The organism is Bacillota bacterium, from assembly GCA_030705925.1.
Classification (GTDB): domain Bacteria; phylum Bacillota; class Clostridia; order Oscillospirales; family Feifaniaceae; genus JAUZPM01.
Genome location: JAUZPM010000013.1, coordinates 1 through 17179, shown reverse-complemented (window position 1 = coordinate 17179; position 17179 = coordinate 1). Strand labels below are relative to the sequence as shown.

13 protein-coding genes and 1 riboswitch are annotated in these 17179 nt (G+C 39.3%); of the genes, 2 read left to right on the top strand and 11 right to left on the bottom strand.

Features of this window, described 5'->3' with window-relative positions:
- Positions 1-26: 26 nt before the first annotated feature.
- Positions 27-137: riboswitch (TPP riboswitch) on the top strand.
- A 104-nt stretch (positions 138-241) separates the two neighbouring features.
- A complete protein-coding gene (locus Q8865_03415) occupies positions 242-838 on the top strand; it encodes an ECF transporter S component (GenBank protein MDP4152480.1) in 597 nt (198 codons plus the stop codon).
- A gap of 104 nt (positions 839-942) precedes the next feature.
- Here Q8865_03415 and Q8865_03410 read toward each other — a convergent pair whose 3' ends face one another.
- The 3 genes from Q8865_03410 to mtaB all read right to left on the bottom strand — a co-directional run bounded on the left by Q8865_03410 (position 943) and on the right by mtaB (position 6996).
- Positions 943-1869 (bottom strand): PHP domain-containing protein, encoded by a 927-nt coding sequence (locus Q8865_03410; protein ID MDP4152479.1) that lies wholly within the window; start codon positions 1867-1869, stop codon positions 943-945.
- Positions 1870-1883: 14 nt separating this feature from the next.
- The gene (locus Q8865_03405) at positions 1884-5594 is read right to left on the bottom strand and encodes a phosphoribosylformylglycinamidine synthase (GenBank protein MDP4152478.1); all 3711 of its coding nucleotides are present in this window, start codon (positions 5592-5594) and stop codon (positions 1884-1886) included.
- Positions 5595-5691: 97 nt separating this feature from the next.
- Complete coding sequence (mtaB, locus tag Q8865_03400; GenBank protein MDP4152477.1) at positions 5692-6996, bottom strand: tRNA (N(6)-L-threonylcarbamoyladenosine(37)-C(2))-methylthiotransferase MtaB; 1305 nt, start codon at positions 6994-6996, stop codon at positions 5692-5694.
- A 120-nt stretch (positions 6997-7116) separates the two neighbouring features.
- Here mtaB and Q8865_03395 point away from each other — a divergent pair, with 120 nt between their 5' ends.
- Entirely contained in the window at positions 7117-7347 is a 231-nt protein-coding gene (locus tag Q8865_03395) for an HPr family phosphocarrier protein (protein ID MDP4152476.1), read from the top strand.
- Positions 7348-7425: 78 nt separating this feature from the next.
- On the opposite strand, the gene Q8865_03390 is transcribed toward Q8865_03395, so the two are convergent.
- The 8 genes from Q8865_03390 to Q8865_03355 all read right to left on the bottom strand — a co-directional run.
- A complete protein-coding gene (locus tag Q8865_03390) occupies positions 7426-7578 on the bottom strand; it encodes a hypothetical protein (GenBank protein MDP4152475.1) in 153 nt (50 codons plus the stop codon).
- A gap of 9 nt (positions 7579-7587) precedes the next feature.
- Positions 7588-7722, bottom strand: coding sequence for a hypothetical protein (locus Q8865_03385; GenBank protein MDP4152474.1), 135 nt, complete (start codon positions 7720-7722; stop codon positions 7588-7590).
- Positions 7723-7752: 30 nt separating this feature from the next.
- Positions 7753-8235 carry a Cys-tRNA(Pro) deacylase gene (ybaK, locus tag Q8865_03380; GenBank protein MDP4152473.1) on the bottom strand — a complete coding sequence of 161 codons (483 nt, stop codon included), beginning with the start codon at positions 8233-8235 and terminating at the stop codon, positions 7753-7755.
- Positions 8235-9407, bottom strand: coding sequence for a Coenzyme F420 hydrogenase/dehydrogenase, beta subunit C-terminal domain (locus Q8865_03375; protein MDP4152472.1), 1173 nt, complete (start codon positions 9405-9407; stop codon positions 8235-8237). Before Q8865_03375 ends, ybaK begins: the two co-directional genes overlap by 1 nt.
- Before the next feature lies 1 nt (position 9408).
- Positions 9409-10521: a polysaccharide pyruvyl transferase family protein gene (locus tag Q8865_03370; protein ID MDP4152471.1), complete on the bottom strand. Its 1113-nt coding sequence runs from the start codon at positions 10519-10521 to the stop codon at positions 9409-9411.
- On the bottom strand, positions 10518-11603 hold the full coding sequence (locus Q8865_03365; GenBank protein ID MDP4152470.1) for a glycosyltransferase: 1086 nt from the start codon (positions 11601-11603) through the stop codon (positions 10518-10520). The genes Q8865_03370 and Q8865_03365 overlap by 4 nt, the downstream gene beginning before the upstream one ends.
- Positions 11600-13126 (bottom strand): hypothetical protein, encoded by a 1527-nt coding sequence (locus Q8865_03360; GenBank protein ID MDP4152469.1) that lies wholly within the window; start codon positions 13124-13126, stop codon positions 11600-11602. The genes Q8865_03365 and Q8865_03360 overlap by 4 nt, the downstream gene beginning before the upstream one ends.
- A gap of 117 nt (positions 13127-13243) precedes the next feature.
- Positions 13244-17179, bottom strand: a 3936-nt coding sequence (locus tag Q8865_03355) for a GDSL-type esterase/lipase family protein (GenBank protein ID MDP4152468.1), incomplete at its 5' end; no start/stop codon positions are given.

Below are 17179 nucleotides of genomic sequence, written 5' to 3'. Positions count from 1 at the left end.
TTGTAATATTCTATAATGTTATAATTTAAAAGAATCAGGGGTGCTGAGTGAACTCGGCTGAGAGGAAACCATTAAGGTTTCAAACCCTATAACCTGAGATGGATAATGCCAGCGTAGGGAGATTTTTAGAATACCAGGTGCGCCTTCAATATGGGCATAACGTATTATAAGAATTTTAGTCCGCTTATGGCTATCCATAAGCGGACTTTTTATGTATATTAATTATTTGGAGGAATATAAAATGAATCAAAAAACCAGAAGACTGGCAGAGACAGCCGTAATGCTTGCAGTCGCAGTAATCCTATCATTACCAATGCTGAAATTTAAGGGTCTGTGGGCAATGGGCGGCTCTGTCTCTTTCGGACGTTTTGTCCCCATTATAATAATCGGATACAAATACGGACCCAAGTGGGGCGCATTTACCGGTTTTGCACTTAGTGTACTGAATTTGCTTATAAGCGGATTCGCAGAGCTTCTAAGCTATGGTGTTTCGTGGCAGGCTGTAACTGCAAGCGTAATTCTTGAATACCTTTTTGCAAGTGCACTTATAGGTTACGCTGCTGGTCTATGCTCAAAATGGTCAAAAAAATCAGTTTCAGTATCACTTGCAACAGGTGCGGTTTTGGGTTTATTCTTACGCTTTTTATGCCTATTTGTTGCCGGTATCATTATCTGGGGTTACTGGACAGGCGGTCAGAAAGATACTTTTTTAGCAACAGTAATTTATTCATTCGTATATAATATTTCATATATGTTGCCTGAAACAATAATAGCTGCAGTAGAATGCTTTGTTCTGGCATCTATCCCCGCAGTAAAGAAACTGATTCAAGCAAAATAGAAATTTATTAAAACAACTTAAAAAATTAAAGAAAAGAACCTCCTATTGTAGAATACCTGCAATAGGAGGTTCTCTTTTACAACTTCTGAATTTAAGAATAAACTTTATTTAAAATAAACTGGATTAGTAAATGCTGTTTTTCCGTTTAAATCTGAAATTTCAATATAACCGAATGGCTGTTCTTCGCGTATAGGAAACTCTACATATGTAATGTCGTTCTCCGAGGAAGAGATATGCCCGCCGATGATCTTTTCATTTCTATGAAGGGCGCTTGCAATTGGCGAACAGTGCAAACAAAGTTTGCCGTCTTCTATATAATAGTCATATATTTCAGGCCCTGATGAACAGTAGAAATTACCTGTTTCAAACGAATCAATGATCGATTTGTATGATAAATCGGTGGCTTTTAAAACAGTAAAACCTCCAAGTGAGTCAGAACTTGTGCTTCTGATTTTATCAAAATTATGATTATCATCGGCCGCTATAGAATATGCTTTTCCGCCGTTTCTTATAAACAGTCCGTATTGCGTTGAGGAACAACCTGAATTTAAATGCATCTGTGCACTGTGATTATAAACTTCTATAGCCGTAAACCCATGAAGCTTTGATATTTCTTCAGATTCCACCATCGACCAAGACGGATGATTATAGTTTACAATAAACCCCGATGAAATTAATTTTTCAATCATTTTATTAATATGATCTGCAGAGTATTCTTCAAGCGAACCCTGAAACTCAGCTGTTTCAGGATTTTTTGCAATTGCGTTTAAATGACAGCAACGCTGATATGGCTTTGAATGATCGATAACATCAATTTCATAGCCGCATAGAGCGAGAAATTTATCGTCATTAAGTTCCTTATGGTTGATAAGCTTATTATGATCAGTGTATGCGACAATGCTGTACCCGTGAGATTTATAAAGCTCTTTTACCTCTTCCGGGGTCAGCTTCCCGTCAGAACAGGTTGTGTGACAGTGAAGATTGGATTTATACCAATTACCCTCACTTCTAATAAGATATTGTCTAGCCATTAACTCTCTCTCCCTTATTTGAAATATTGTATCCCCGCTTCAAATATTTTCTGATCTTTATTTCCAATAATGTTCTTGGCAACATAACTGCCCACACGCTCACTGTGAGCCATTTTGCCGAATACCCTTCCGTCAGGACTTGTTATGCCTTCGATTGCGTCTATCGAGCCATTAGGATTGAACGGCATATCCATTGTCGGCTTACCGTCAAGACCGACATATTGGGTTGCAATTTGACCATTTTCGGCAAGCTTGCGTATTGTCTCTGCAGGCGCAACAAATCTGCCCTCGCCGTGTGAAATGGCGATTGTATGAATATCGCCCGCATTGCATAGTGAAAGCCACGGCGATTTTACTGAAGACACTTTCGTATTTACCATCATCGACTGATGACGACCGATATTATTGAATGTTAATGTTGGAGAATCGGATTTTAGCTCTGTTATGCGGCCGAAAGGTACAAGTCCAAGTTTTATAAGCGCCTGAAATCCGTTGCAGATACCAAGCATGAGACCGTCACGTTGTTCAAGCAGTTCGGTGACCGCGTCGCGGATGCGTTCGTTTCTGAATATTGCGGCAATAAATTTCGCACTGCCCTCAGGCTCGTCACCGCCCGAAAATCCACCCGGAAGCATAACTATCTGGCTTTGACGGATGAGTTTTTCAAGTTCTTTAATTGATTCTGCAAGCCTTTCGGGCGAAAGAGTATTTATTACAAAAATATCAGCTTTTCCGCCTGCCCTCTCAAAAGCTTTAGCACTGTCATATTCGCAGTTTGTTCCGGGGAATACAGGAATAACAACACGCGGCTCTGCGACTTTGTTAGACGGCACGGCAGTGCTTCTGCCTGTAAAGGTATAATCCTTGGCACTGTTTAAGTCCTGTTTTGCCCTAGTTGGGAACACTTTTTCAAATACGTTTTCGTATTTACTCAGTATTTCTTCGAGATCGATATCTTCATTTTCAACAGCAATATGCCCTGTTTCTGTAACGGTTCCTACCTTTACACCGTTAATTTCCTTATCCGACTCAACAAGGATTGCACCATAATTCTGCTTAAACAGTAATGAGGTATCAAAGCCCTTGTCAAACACAAAACCGAATTTATTACCAAAAGCCATTTTAGACACAGCTTCAGCGATTCCGCCTGTGGATAATGCGTAGGCGGCACTAATGTCGCCAGAACCTGCAAGTTTATTTATATATTTGAAATTAGTTTTAAGGCTTTCAAAGTCTATTAATTTGTCTTGATCGTATGAAGGACTTATCAAATAAACGCTGCTTCCCGCTTTTTTAAATTCAGCGGTTATTATCTTATCTGCCTCTAATGTTGATACAGCAAATGATATCAGCGTCGGTGGCACATCAATATGCTCAAAGGTACCCGACATGCTGTCTTTTCCGCCGATTGCGCCTGTGCCAAGTTCGAGCTGGGCAGTCAATGCTCCTAGAAGAGCCGCAAAAGGCAGCCCCCATCTTGACGGAACCCCATTTGTGCGTGGGAAGAATTCCTGGAGTGTAAGGTAAGCCTGTTCATATGAGCAGCCAGCCGCGACAAGACGTGAGACAGATTCAACTACTGCATAAAGCGCACCATGATATGGGCTCTGAGAGCTTACATTTGGATTAAAACCGTATGCCATTACGGAAGCTGTTGTGCTCTCTCCTTTTAAGGCAGGAAACTTGGCAGCCATAAACGGTGACGGTGTGAGCTGGTATTTGCCGCCATAAGGCAATGTGACGCTTCCGGCACCGATAGTTGAATCAAAACGCTCAACAAGCCCTTTCTGTGAGCAAACGTTAAGGTCAGTTAGAGTTGATATCCATTTGTCTTTAATAGAACCGTTTGATTTTTCTTCAAACAGTTTATCGATCTTAGGATTGTCTATAACAACATCTGTATACTTAGGCGCACCATTAGTATTTATGAACTCCCTTGAAATGCTGACGATTTCCTTGCCGTTCCAAAGCATTGTAAGCCGTTCATCGTCGGTAACTTCCGCAACCTTTGTAGCCTCGAGATTTTCAAAGTTTGCAAGATCTATAAATCTGTCAGCATCTTCGGATGAGACGACAACCGCCATTCTCTCCTGCGATTCTGAAATAGCAAGTTCAGTTCCATCAAGTCCGTCATACTTTTTTGGCACCTTTGATAGATCGATAATAAGCCCGTCGGCAAGTTCGCCTATAGCGACGGATACACCGCCGGCGCCGAAATCGTTACAGCGTTTGATTAAAGATGTAACTTCTTTTTTTCTGAACAATCTTTGAATTTTACGTTCAACAGGCGGATTGCCCTTTTGAACCTCAGCTCCGCATGTAGCAAGGGATTCAGCGGTATGAGATTTTGACGAGCCGGTTGCGCCGCCGCAGCCGTCACGGCCTGTCCTGCCGCCAAGCAAAATTATAATGTCGCCTTTTACAGGTTCCTCACGCCTAATATTGTCTATCGGTGCAGCTCCTATTACTGCTCCTGTCTCAAGACGTTTTGCGATATAACCGTCGTGATAAACCTCATTAACATATCCCGTCGCAAGCCCGATTTGATTGCCATAAGATGAAAAGCCTGCCGCCGCGGTTGTTGTAAGCTTTTTCTGAGGAAGCTTGCCTGGAAGCGTCTCTGAAACAGCTTCTCTTGGATCGCCCGCGCCTGTTATGCGCATTGCGTGGTATACGTATGAACGCCCGGACAGAGGATCTCGTATAGCGCCGCCAAGACAGGTTGCCGCGCCGCCGAACGGCTCTATTTCCGTCGGATGATTGTGTGTTTCGTTTTTAAACATCAACACATAATCCTGCGGCTTCCCATCAATGTTAACTTTAACTTTTACTGAGCAGGCGTTTATTTCATCGCTTTCATCAAGGTTCTTTAAGATACCTTGACGCTTCAGTTCTTTAGCACCGATCGTTGCAATATCCATTAATGTCATAGGCTTTTTGCGGCTGACATATAACGTTTTGCGGATGTTTTCATATTTTTCAAAAGCTTTTTTGATGTACTGAGCCTTGATATCTATATTTTCGATTTCAGTCAGAAAGGTCGTATGACGGCAGTGATCAGACCAATAAGTATCAAGGACGCGTATCTCTGTAATGGTTGGATCTCTGTGTTCTGTATCTCTGAAATATTTCTGACAGAATAAAAGGTCCTGCTTATCCATAGCAAGACCATGAGAAGATAAAAATTCCTCTATTTTGGTTTCATTTAATGAATTAAATCCAGTCAGGGTCTCAACTTCGCTTGGAATGTCCAGTTTTTGCTTTAGTGTTTCATATGTGGAAAGCGAAGCCTCGCGGCTTTCAACCTTGTTAATAAGATAATCCTTTATTGCAATGAAATCACTGTCGCTGATTTCACCTTTCAGTACGTAAATACGTGCAGTCCTGACAATCGGGCGTTCCTCACACGTAATAAGCTCGATACATTCTGCCGCTGATGCAGCGCGTTGGTCAAACTGACCGGGCAGATATTCCGATGCAAAGATCCTGTGCGAACCGATGATTTCCGGCAATTCAGCGTATGTATCGTCTACAGGCGGCTCACTGAATACGGAATTTTTAGCAAGTTCAAAAACTTCGGCTGAAATGCCCTCGACATCATAGCGGTTAAAGATACGTACAGAAATAACAGAAGCAATCTGAAGATTTTGGTTTAAATCCTTACAGATTGCCTGTGCTTCAACGTTATATCCGGCCTTTTTTTCAGAGTATATCCGATAAACCATAAAGCTACCCCTTATATTTAATATATAATTATATATATAGAATATCAAATATTAAGGTTAAAAACAATGTAAAATCTTTATAAAAATAGAAGCTTAATTAAACGGTTTCTATAACTCCATAACAAAAGTCATCTTCCGACTTTGAAATGCGTACTTTAAGAACCTTTCCCCGGATATCAGTTTTGCTTGCGGCTCTTATCGGAATATAATTCTCGGAAAATCCTTCATACATATCTGTCCCGATTTCGCTTTCAAACAAAACATCAAATGTTTTTCCTTTTTGCTTCTCAATAATTTCAGCACGTATGCTTTTAGATACATTATCTAAAAAATGAACCCTTTTTTCTTTTTGTTCTTTTGTGATTTGTCCATCCATTTCCGCAGCTTTTGTGCCCGGTCTCACTGAGTATGGAAAAACGTGCACTTTCAGAAATTCCGCTTCACGCACAAAAGAGCATGTCTCTAAAAATTCCTCCCCTGTTTCACCCGGAAAGCCTACGATAACGTCTGTTGTAAACATTGCCTCTTCTCTTGCCTCTCGCAGCATAATGAGTGCGCGGTAATAATCTGAAACGCTGTATTTTCGGTTCATACGCTTTAAAACCGCATCGCTTCCGCTTTGAAGGGATAGATGATACTGGGGACATATCCGCTCGAGCGCAGATAATTTTTCTGTAAATTCTTCTGTAACGATACGGGGCTCAAGTGAAGAAAGCCTTACCCTAAGGTCAGGATAATTCCTTGCGGCTGTATTTAGTCCTTCAAGCAGGTCTATAAGTTGTTCACCCGTATCGTGTCCGTAAGAAGAAACCTCAATGCCGGTCAGCACTATCTCTTTATATCCTTTTTCAGCAAGTCCGTAAAATTCACTCACCGCATCGCTTATGAGCTTTGACCTTACTCTGCCGCGGGTGTATGGTATTATGCAGTAAGAGCAAAAGTTGTTGCATCCGTCTTCAATTTTGATATGTGCACGGGTATGCGAGTAAGTTTCTGTAATAAAATCGATTTCATACGGAATATAATCTCTATTGTCTGGAATATCAATTATTTTTCTGCGGTTCTTAAGTTCTTCTTTCGCAAGTTTTACAAGATCGTATTTATTTTCAGTTCCAACACAGATATCAATTTCTTCCATTGAAGCAAGTTCCTGTTTAGCAATCTGGGGATAGCATCCCGCTGCTATAACGACTGCCTCAGGATTTTGTTTTTTCGCTCTTCTTAACGCCTGTCTCGACTTTTTATCACTGACCGCGGTAACCGAACATGTATTTACAATATAAACATCGGCCAAATCATCAAAATCTACTATTTTAAATCCTTCATCTACAAGCCTTTGCATTATTACGTCAGACTCATACTGGTTGACCTTGCAACCCAAAGTCAAAACTGCTGCTTTCATTAATTTCCCTCCGCATTAGGAAATTTACATTTACCCTTGTTTTTTGTTTGTTTCTCTGATATTATAACAGTATAAATGCCACAAATAAATAACCATTTTATTTTTAGGGGGATGATTAGCATGAAAACTACTAACGTATTGCTCAATTCAATAATTGACGTCAAGGCGTTTGTTGCTATTGTATCGAAATATGACTTTGATATTGACCTTACTTCCGGCAGATATGTCGTTGATGCAAAATCCATTATGGGCATATTTAGTTTAGACCTTACAAAGCCAATAAAGCTTACTGCATATGGAGATAATGTTGATACTTTCTTTGAAGATATTAAACAATTTGAAATAAAATAAAAACAGGGAAGTTCAATTTCTCTTATGCATTAATGTGTCTGTAAAGCTTGAAGCCGTGAGGGTTAATCTCACGGCTTTTTACATTGGTTTTGCTTTTTCATGCCCGCGCTTAGATTTTCCCTTTATTTCAGGAACCGGTTTTACATCATTTTTAGGGATATTCATTCTTATATCTGATTCCGTTCCATGAGGTTCTCTGGGATCGGGTCTGCGCATTCCTGCTTTAGCCATAATGCTCCTTTACACATCGTTGTGTTTTATAGATTGTTTTTTGGCGTTTCTGCTGTTATTTTTGCTTTCAGCAGTAATAGGCGTTTTTCCATCAGCTTTTTCTATACGTGCCTTTTTGTTGTCTGGCTGACTGTCTTTAGGCATATTTATCACCTCAGTGTTATTATGCGAAAATCAATCCTTTTCTATTACAGCTGTAAAAGTTGCACCTACGACTTTTGCAAGATCCTCAGGCGATGTTTCAAGCTGCATACCTCGTTTTCCGGCGCTGAATGTAATAAGTTTCAAGTCACGCGCGGATTCATCAATAACAGTAGCATACTGTTTTTTCATTCCAATTGGAGAACAGCCTCCTTTGATGTACCCACTGACAGCAGTAATTTTTGCAACAGGCAGCATGGAAACAGATTTTTCAGAAACCGCACGAGCGGCGGCTTTCATGTCAAGTGTCGCCGCGACAGGGATAACAAAAACATACACATTGTTGCCGGCGCCAACTGTTAAAAGCGTTTTGAATACAGTTTCAACAGGTTTATTTACCATTCCTGCAACCGTTACGCCGTCTAAAAATTCATCAGAATCGTATGTAAATACAGAATAATCGATTTTAGCTTTTTCTAAAATTCTCATCGCATTTGTTTTTACTGCCTGTGCCATTATATTGCCCTCGCTTTATTGTATAAATACTTTATTTTTCTTTTTATTTTAAAAACCAATCTGCATTTCCCACTGATGGCAAAATCCGCCGACCTTGAGCAGTCAAACTTTTTAATACAATCAAATAGGCTTTCACGATCACCGTAATATGCGGGAGGAGTATGCAGCCTTGGCTGCATAGCCTCATTTATACTGCATTTTCTTAAAAACAACTGTTCTTTTATCCCTGAAAGAATGTCAATCCCCTTTCCGCTGTTAATTATCAAAAGCGAAACTCCCCTGTTGTTATTAAGCAGTGATTCATCTATATTTTGTATACCCCAAAAATCGCCTATAGTTATGTCAGATTTCCTTTCTTTTGTAGAAAAGTTGCATTCATAACAACAAGGACGAATGGAAAGTCCGTTTGAAAACAGCCTTCCAAAAGAAGTATCTTTAAGCGGCAAACTAATTTTACTATTATTTTCAAACTCAGCTTCGAATGTTGCCTTATCCCAACCGTTTTTCTTGCTTCTAAAATTGATGCTCTTAATTTTAGAAGCATTTCTGTTTTCAAGTTCTTTCTTAAATTTATCAAATATTAATGGGCTTGGAACGCCGCTGCAAACAAAATCAATAGTGCAAAGATTTTCGTCATCGCCGCCTAGAAAACCGTAAAGTCCCTGAACTTCACATGGTGTTCCTGTAAATAAAACAGGAACACCGTTTTTTAAATATCTGCGAACTTCCTTGTATATGTCTTTTTTTTCGCTCTGGACGTACTTAGACCTTTTAAACAGATCTCTTTCTTTTCTTGTTTCTGCCACATCGTGTATTACATTAAAATCATCATCAAATTTTGCCCCAACTATAACTCCTCCGCGGTTTAAAAACTGCTCTGAAATTATATGAAACATACCCCCTGAGCTGCTATCCATGAGGATATTCTCGTCTAAAGCCCAAGCGGCATAAAACTCAGGAAAAGTTAACATATCTTGTCTAAAAGTATTTTTGAAAGGACAAACTTTTCGGCAAAGCCCGCATTCGATACAGTTTTTCTTGTTAACAGATGGATATAAAAATCCTTCATCGTCCTGTTTCATCTTTATACTGTCTTTAGGACAAATATTTGCACATGCCCCGCAGCCATAACATTGGGATTTGTTTTTAGAATCAAGATAAAAGTCCGGCATTCTATTGCTCCCTGTTAAATAAAGCATTTTTAAGGAATTTGATAGATATTTTTCTTAAATCATTAAGTTTTTTATAAGCGACCGTATAATCTATATGCTCATTTACATTATATTTTTCAGCATCCGTAATACAGCGTGAGCCGAGTCCCAGCTCTGAAAGCAGAGAATCTGTCCGGCTTCTGAACTTTGAATGCGGTATGCAATAAAAATCCTTATTAAATAAAATCGAAAAACCGGTTCCATGAAAAGAATTTGTTATGACAAATTCAGCAGACTCAATCAAACCAACAAACTCTTTAGGCCCTACATTCTCAAGCTGTATAACATCAATAAGGCTTGTATCGTTTTGATATGTAATTTCAACAATCTCAAGCCTCTTTTCTTTAGCTATGCGTCTTGCCAACTCATATATTAAATCATTTTTTTCAACTTTGTAAATAAGCACATAATCATTTAATTTTGACGGCTTAGCAATTTGTTTCCAATCCTCGCATGTTATAAGCAAACTCGGGTCTAAAACAAGCCGGACATCTAAATCTGTGTTTTCAGACAAATATTTTTGAAATTCTGCCTCCCTGACACTTATAAAATCAAAATTGCTTAATAGTTTTAATATCTCATTCTTTTCATCATCAGTTAAAAAATTGACTCCACGGCTTGCAGCATAAGAGATTTTTAGTGCGGATTCTTTTGCAAAATCACAATAGTATTCTCCTTTGATTCCACCGGTCAAGTCTTTATTCCATATCTGATCGCTTCCGCAAATGTATGCATCATAATCTAGCTTTAATAGATCTTCCTTTTTGCTTAAACATTTACCCGATATGCCTATATCATTCGTCATAAATCTATGAAATAAAAGCCACCTTTTATCGCGTCTGTAGTAACCGGTAATATGCCATTTTATAAACTTCAGCAATCCAATCAGGTATCCGTTTTTTATTATTGCGTCTTCCAGATTTTCTTTTCTATAATATTCGTATATCTCAGGCAAACGATAATCAATGACCTCGCATTTAACCCCCAGACTCCGGACAGTCCGGCAAAGCGCATACGCCTGAAGCATTGCGCCGTAATTATGAGCCATATGAAAAGTTAAAATTCCTACTCTCATATATCTTCCGCCTCAAATAACTTCTTTACCATACCTGCAACATAATTCTTATCGTAAGTAGGCTCATGTTCTTTCAGATATGTTTCAGCATCTTTTTTCAGTTCTTTATTTTGCAAAACCCTGCGCAGCCCCATTTCCAGCGCCGCGTCATCATTAACTACAATTCCCCCGTTTTCACCTATAACCTCCCGTGCTATACCGCAATCAGTCGATAATATTGGGACGTGGAGCACAGCACTTTCAGCAAGTACAATGCCAAAGCCTTCACTATGCGAAGGATGAACAAACCAGTCAGCCATTTTTAAATACGGATATGGATTCTCAATATTACCTATAAGTTTTACATTTATAAGACCAAATTTATCAATATATGACTTTAGCAAGCTGCGCATAGGTCCGTCGCCCACTAGCCATACCTCAAAGTGATATCCTTCATTCCAAAGCTTTCTGCAAATTTCAAGGTACCCGTCATAGCACTTAATACTATCGAGTCTTCCTATGCTTAATAGCAGCATTTCAGGCTTTTTTATGTTGACTTTTTCTTTAGATAACTTTTCGATTTTTTCTTTATCGATAATATTGGGAATTACCGATATTTTTTCTTTTTCTATTCTAACTGCTGAAACTAACCCGTCTTTTGATTTTTCAGACACAGCAATTACTTTATCAAAGCTTTCAAGTAAACGCTTTTCTTCACCTTTTTTAAAATAGCCATCAGTCCAGTGAAATGTAGAAAAGTCAGCGTGAATCCACGCAAACTTTCTAGAAGATTTTATTTTTGAGCAAAGTTTAGCGCAAGGTCCCTCTTTATATGAAACCGCAATATCATATCTATGAAACGCAATAAATAATCTGCGTCTAACTCTCCTTAACTGCCTTAATAAAAAATCGGGACACTCTCTTTTTAAAAATAAATATTTGTATTTTATCCTTCTGTCTAAAATTAAGTACGGATCTTTATGCCTGTAGATCGTTAAAACTGTAATATCAAACTTGTCTGCAAGTGCTTCCGTTAAAGCACCAAGGCTATTTTCTGTCCCTCCACCGCTGAGAAAGTCATTAATAAATAAAACCTTCTTCATACCTGCCCTCTTTTCAGCAACCTGTCTATTAAAAACGCCCGTTCATTTGAATTTAGAAGCACAAAGAAATTCACAGTTACAGTTAATATTCCGCTTACTGCAAGCGCTGCGAGCAGCAGTGTCCAACTTGTTGCCGGAATAAAATATTTCACGCTTAAAAATATAAGCGACGCAATTACATTGCCTATAATACACAAAATCAAGTCGTGGTAAAAAGTTTTTAACGAAATTTTAAGACATGCAGAGGCAAACGGCACGGTAAAAAATAAAACCACAAGCAGCGCAAGCATCGAGCTTATCCCCGCGACAGCATATATTGCTACATTTTGAGGTAATATTTTAACACATGTCACAACAATTATAACATTTAATATACTGCTTGATAAAAGCACCAGCGAGCTTGTTTTAACTTTATTCGTTATAGTAAATATATTATAAAGTGAGTTTACTCCGCTCGATAAAGGCATATGTATCACGGATAAAACTGTAAGGATATAAATTAAATTCGCATCCTGAGACGGCAGCCACAGCTTGTAAAACTGCTTCGAATATATGATAATAAATGCGAAAAACAGGCTGGTGAAGAAAGTCATTATCTTTACCGACTGTTTTGTCGTTTTTATTATTTGTTCGGTATTTTTGTGCGCATATGCTATTGTAAGCTCAGGGGCAAAAACCGAAACGATTGTCGCGGTAAAGGTAATGAAATAAGTCGGAAGTGTTTTTGATATATTAAGAGTACCCATTAAAGAAGCGCCAAGGAAAATATTTGTTAAAAGCAGATCCAAACCTGTATTTAAAATCTGGCTTAAGCGACTGAATGTATTCCAGACACCACATTTTAAAAGTTCAATAACAGCACAAGCATTATAGTATATTTTACTGATTTTTATATCTGGCGTAAGTGTTCTAGTAAAATGTATGTTCGTGAATAAAACAAACACAGCTGCAGTTAACGTAGCTATGTTTAAAAATGATATCCTAGCTGGCATCAATGTGAACAAAATAATGATTACTGTAACCCTAATAATATTCGACTGAATACTGCGCCATGATGAGAGGTATAGTTTATTCCTGACGAATGTTGCAACTCCAAAAACAGATGATATTAGCGAGATTATAAACTCGATTGTAGCAAGGAAAAAAGCGGTTTTAACGTCAGAAGTCAAATGTTCCGGGATGTGCAATATCAGCTGCAGATTAATTAAAAGCACTGCAGATATAATTAAAAAGACCAAAGATAAAAATAAATTTCCTATAAGCACTGAATTAAAATAAATATTTGCGGATTTCATATCGTCTTCGTGTATTTTTATAGTTATAAATCTTCCAGCCATTGAATTTAACGCTATAGTCACTATTGAGGCATAGCTGATAAAGTTTCCAATTAGCCCGATAAAACCATAAGCTTCCCTTCCCAGTCTGTCTATAATAAACGGAGATAAAAAGAAACTTATACCAAAGCTGACCGAAAACATTATAATATTCGAGGCAAGATTTAACGGCATGTATTTTTTGCTCATAGCGACCTCAATTTAAAAACTTTAAATTTATTATATAGTAATTTTTTGATAATCACAATAAGCATTAATGCATCAAAAAAGCGGGAGTTTTTTAACTCCCGCTTTTGATGTCAGCTATTATTTAGAGGCTAGGATACGTGAAACCATTGCAAATAGTTCAGCACGTGTTATGCTGCGTTCAAGATGCAGACAACCGTCATCATACCCGCCTATGACGCCTGCTTTAATTAATACAGCAGCGCCGCTTTTAGCCCAATCAGGAATACTTCCTTTATCGGCATATCCCTCAAGCTTAGAAAGATCCGCATCAGAGTTACCCATTGCCCTGCCGAGCATTGCGACAACCTCAGCTCTTGTCGCTGTATTTCGGCCGTTCATCATGCCGTCTGTTCCTAGCATGATGCCTTTTGCATTAACTGTCGCAAGATAATCTTTTGCCCAGTCGGATGAATTATCACCGTTTGCAATTTCTCCTGTCACAACCGGAAGGTTAAACACGCCGGTCAGGATCTTTGCAGTTTCCTCTCTGGTAATATTAGAGGAAGGTCTTAATGATATGCCGTTATCTGCTGACTCACCGCTTATAATTCCCACGTTCAAAAGTCCCATTGCATAATCATATGCCCAATGTTCAGGAGCAATATCGGTAACGGCTGTCCCCCCTGAAAGTGTAACGGTAATATCTTTAAGTTCTGTCGTTAGTCCTTTATCCTGTACTAACACACGATAGGTATATGTCCCGGCTTTTCCTTCACGGATCGTTATTTTCCCATCATTTGCTTTTGCATACGCGATCTGTTTGTCATCACCGCTGTTAAAATGAGTATTAACTGCTGGTTCCCTGCTTACCGCAAAGGTTAAGTCTTTTCCGCTGTAAAGTTTATCGCTTAAAATATTTGAAACATCGATTACCGTATTAAGACCGTCTGTTGTGTAACTTGGCGCTATATTATCATAACGGGTTCCGCTTCCGGTATCTCTGAAAGATGTGGTTGAAAGGTCAGAATATAAAATATCGCCGCCATTTTCGTTTATTGATGTAAGAATCATCATCGCAATATCACGTGCAGCAACATAGTTGATTGTTCCATCCTGTAAGAACCAGTTGCGTGACAGCCACGGGATATTGTTCATATTATCATTCATTGTTTTATATACATCAATAAGTGCAGACGAATCATCAAGAGTTATCTCATGCAACGCCTTAACATAATCGGCGAGATAGCCATTTATTTTCGCATCAGAGGATGCGGGAGGCGTCACAATAATATTTAGATCAGCTTTAGTTTTGCTTAGCAGAGCCGTAACATCTGCCTTATACTGTGCAACCTTGTCGGCCGAATGCTGATATCCATCCTTATAAACGTCCGGAACTTCCGGCATTATGATGTAATATTTAATAGGATGACTGCTGTCTGGAGTATTTGGTCCGATTAAAGTATTAAGATTTTCGGCAAAATATCCTGGCGTGGCGTCGGCCGTCGAGAAGTTCAGCACACGGTTTTCATATACAGAAGCAGTCGATGTGCGGTTTCTAATGCCGTTTTCCAACTGCCTTGAAAGGCTTCTGCCACCGGTATAGGTGCTCATGCCGAGCATTTGATTTGCTCCTATGATACCCCAGTCTATTGATCCGCCTACAAGTTTTTTGAATGTTCCGCTTACTGATCCATCAGAAGAATAATCGATTTTCGCAGCAGGTCTTATATCAACATTGTTTAAATAATCTTCCCCGTTAAGACTGCAAACTGCGCTGTTTTTGGGATCGTAAATGCCAATGCCCTTCATAATGCTTGTTGCCATAAGCAGGTGACCTCTGCGGTTCGGATGGGTAGGGTCTGTATGGAAATTAGCTACGTTATTTATCGGGTCAACGTCACGCTCCAACATAAACGGTTTGAAAAGATCAACATACTGAAGTCCCTGTTCGCGAACAATATCCAGATGAGTATAGTAGATCTGATTTACAGTTTCATAATTCGCCATATAATCCATTGTGTATGTTGAGCCTCTGGGAACAACAGTCAAAAGGCATATTTTCGGAACTTTTCCGTTGATATTGCGAAGCTTGTCTACGATTGTGTTGAGTCTTGACTTGAATAGTGCAATGTCATCAGGTTTGATTGCCCCTCTGTCATTCATGCCGATATTTATAAATATGACGTCCGGCTCAAACTGCAAAGCTTGCTGCTCAATACCTACTAAAACGTCATTAGTTTTTTGACCGCTGACACCAGAGTTGACAAATACGTCATTCGATCTGCCCATCTCAACTTTTACCCGCTGTTCGAGCATCTCAACATAGTTATTCATAGCCCCAGTATGTGAGAAGTTATGCGTTATACTATCCCCTATAAACAGCCAGCGTAAAGGTTTATCTGAAGAAAGTAATTCAGAGAAAGACTTACCGTCAGTCGAAACTGTGTAAGTATCAGATGTTACATCACCGGATGTAAAATAGTAATCGATACGCCCAAGAGATGCGAATTTATCCGAAGCCGCGTCAGCAGTAAATACAGAATACCCGTCATTTTTTTCTGCTGCACTCATATCAATCGTATCAAACTTACCGCTTCCCGCAAGTCCATAGTGCAGTGTCATTGTATCTGCACTTTCGCCTATAGCAGCAGATAGTGTAGTATTTTCGCCGAGGTTTGTCACCTTGGGTGACATGTGATAAATATGTCCTGCCTCGGGTGCCTTAAAGGTAAATGAGGTCGTATTCTCAGCAATATTTCCGGATTTATCTTTAACAGAAACGGTTAATTTGTAACTGCCGGGCAAAAAGTACTTGTCATTTATATTACACCAAAGGCCAATATCAGACACGCCCTTGGCCGGAACTTGTCTGTTAAGGACTACCGTGTCACCCTGCTTAATCGTAACAACTCCGGAAGACGGATCAATCCCAAAATCATCAGACAGTTTTGCCGAGACATAGCCGGTAAACATTCCGGAAATCGCCTTTCCGTCTGCGGGGTAAATATCACTGACTACAGGTGCTACCTGGTCACTTACTTTAGCAGTGTAAGGGTTATCCCTCGATCCGGCATACGTTTTATTGCCGCCGCCATCTGAAACCTCGATATAATATTCAACTTTTGATGTGCCATCAAGTTTCACCTGAGGAATCTTTGTTGTTAAAGTCGCAGCAGTTTTATCTCTAGAATCGTCAAATGTAAAATCATCTTCAACAGACATCCAATCGCTCATCGAATCAGTCTTATAATATACACGTCCGACCCTTAGATCATAGTCATCTTTAACTGATGCGGTAATATTGGCACTTCCGGGTGATAAAACAGCCGGTGGGTTAAAAGTGATTTGCGGTGCTTCTTTGTCAAAAGAATAAACGGGCTTTTGCCAGTTGTAAATCTTGCCCATGCTGTTATCAACATTGCTGTTCGACATTTTCATGCAGCCGTCGCCCGCATATGTTAACAGATTTGACGCACCGCTGTCGACGGAGCTTGTACGATAGTATTTAGCATATGACACTATATCATCAGGATTTTTGACGACTGACTGAATATTTGAGCCGTCAATTTCTGCCGTCTTTTTTAATACATACAAAAAGATACGTTTTGAATCGCTGGTGCCGTAAATCCCGAAATTCGTCAAATAAAAATTGCTTCTGTTAGGATCATATTTATCAGACGGGGCTGCTGTAGGTCCCTTGTCTGCCGGCCACTCTGCGAGAACCGATTTATTAGGATCCGCATAGAGCACAACATTTGCAAGATTATCATAATTAAGTGCTTTGAAACTGTCTACATCATAATTTACTACACTAGGAAGGTATTTGACCCAAACCGTCCATGCCTCTCCGGCCTTCATTGGTATTTCTGAAGGCTCTTTATCAGTATTGCCCCACATAGTTGAAGTTTTTGTTATGTCGTTAATATTTGTAAAAACAGTATCTCCTGTAAATAACGGGTCGTCCATTTTACCTGAATCAACTTTTTCGCCAATCTTGTAATCCTTCAAATTAAGCGTATGCCCTGATGCATTATAGATCTCAAGAGAATCATATGCATCGTTGTTCTGCTCATT